Origin of the sequence: Streptococcus rupicaprae, from assembly GCF_040545225.1 — a bacterium.
GTDB lineage: Bacteria > Bacillota > Bacilli > Lactobacillales > Streptococcaceae > Streptococcus > Streptococcus rupicaprae.
On record NZ_JBEPLO010000055.1, the window covers coordinates 1 to 1,916 of the forward strand.

The window sequence follows — 1,916 nt, forward strand, 5'->3', positions numbered from 1 at the left end:
AAAACCACACAGTGATTCTTTCATCTTGATTGTTTTCAAGACAGAAATCACTGCGTGGTTTTATTTTGAAACTAGTTTTTGCCCGGCCTCTTTTTTTTTGAGCTAACAATAACTTTTATCTGAGTTTTATTATTATAGCTTCAATGTCCTCTAATATTTCTAGCGTATAGCTATTCCACCACTGTCAGTTTGCTGGCTTCATCGATGAACTTGCTGTAGCTGTCATTTTTCAGAAGCTCTGCGATGACCTTATCAATCTCAGCCTTGAGGGCATTGCTGCCTTTTGGCATGGCAACAGCCTTGGCATCTCCATCGGAAACTTCAAGTGCCACTTTGGATAAGGCCAAGTCACTGTTTTGCGCCAAATAACCTGCTGCAACAGGACCTTCCAAGTTAACGGCTTGAACCTTACCAGCCTTCAATTCATTGATGGCTTCGCCCATGTTGGTCAAAGAAACGACATTCGACTCTGTCAACTGGGCCTTGACCAATCCTTCTTCAATCGTTCCCTTTTGCACCGCAACTGACTTGTTCGCAAAATCTTCCAGGGTTTGATATTGATCTGCTTCTGAAGCAAGAACTAGCATGGCGTTTTCTGTCTCATAATAGCTGTCTGAAAAGTCAAAGGTCTTGGCCCGTTCTTCAGTGTAAGAAATACCAGAAATGGCAATATCTGCCTTATCCGACTGCAAGCTAGACAGGACATTGTCAAAGCTCATGACCGAAATCTCCAGCTCTACACCAAGATGATCTGCAATGGCTTGAGCCAAATCAATATCAGCACCAACCACTTCATTCTTCCCATCAATCAGAGTCTGAAACTCAAAGGGAGCATAGTCCGGACTCACCGCCACAACCAGCTTACCAGCTTCTTGAATTTCTTTTAAAGAGTTATCCTCAGTTGAGGTTTGACTGCCACAGGCTGTCGTCAAAAGCACACCTGCCAAGGCTACTATAGTTAACAAGCTTTTCTTAATCATTTTTATTCTCCTTTGAACTAAGATTGTTCTATTATATTGCATAATTATTCTTTTGTCAATGACTTTTTTTGATTTTCTTTCAAAAAGTTCGTTTTTTAATATAAAACACTAATCCTAACAATTCTCTGACTTTATGATATAATCATGTCTATCAATACAAAAGGAGTTAACATGTCTAAATTAAAATGGCCTCTCATCGCTGTACTTTCGCTAGGACTCTTACTAGCCGGGCTATACGGTATTAACCTACTGATTGGGAATGAATCTGCTAAAATGACCACTTCAACATCTAGCTTTTCAATCAAAGATAAAGAAGAAATCAATACTGCCTTTCAACTCGAAAAGCAAACTCTTCCCGTTTTCACGATAACTACTACCCAAGGGGATACTATAAAAAGTGATTCTTTTTACGATAAACCCATTTTCATCATGGAATGGGCGAGCTGGTGCAGTTATTGTCAGGAACAAATGCCATTTGTCCAGAAAGTATTTGAAAAATATGGAGATCGTGTTAATTTCGTCATGATCAATGCGACGGGCTTTAACGGTGAAACACCTGAAGCCGCTCAAGCTTATATTAATCAAAAGGGCTATACTTTCCCTTGGTACATTGATCAAGGTTTATTGACAGCCGATACCCTAAAGATTGAAAGCACACCTACTATGTTCATTGTTGATAAAAATCAGAAGGTACAAACCGTCTTCACCTCTGTTCAGACCCAAGAGAGCCTTGAGGCTGCCATCAAGCAAGTTTTAAACTAAACCATGTCTAACTAGTTGACCTTCCCTGATTAGCCTACTCTATCATGGTCATGTATCAACGAATAACCCACCGAATTGTTTGAACTGCTCCCTGTCAAGTGGACAATCAAATAATAAAAGATTTAAGCTACGGCCTTGTTCCTCATTTCAAGAGGGGCAAGGCCGTTGTTGCGC

Annotated in this window: 2 protein-coding genes; one reads left to right on the forward strand and one right to left on the reverse strand. The window is 40.2% G+C overall.

Annotated elements, in window-relative coordinates:
- Positions 1-170: 170 nt before the first annotated feature.
- A complete protein-coding gene (locus ABID29_RS12235) occupies positions 171-980 on the reverse strand; it encodes a transporter substrate-binding domain-containing protein (RefSeq protein ID WP_354366428.1) in 810 nt (269 codons plus the stop codon).
- A gap of 171 nt (positions 981-1,151) precedes the next feature.
- Here ABID29_RS12235 and ABID29_RS12240 point away from each other — a divergent pair, with 171 nt between their 5' ends.
- Positions 1,152-1,742, forward strand: coding sequence for a TlpA family protein disulfide reductase (locus ABID29_RS12240; protein WP_354366430.1), 591 nt, complete (start codon positions 1,152-1,154; stop codon positions 1,740-1,742).
- Positions 1,743-1,916: the final 174 nt, after the last annotated feature.

Bases quoted from the DNA above. Each gene is read 5' to 3' on its own strand.
- ABID29_RS12235 (WP_354366428.1), bottom strand. From the start codon at position 980: ATGATTAAGAAAAGCTTGTTAACTATAGTAGCCTTGGCAGGTGTGCTT.
- ABID29_RS12240 (WP_354366430.1), top strand. From the start codon at position 1,152: ATGTCTAAATTAAAATGGCCTCTCATCGCTGTACTTTCGCTAGGACTC.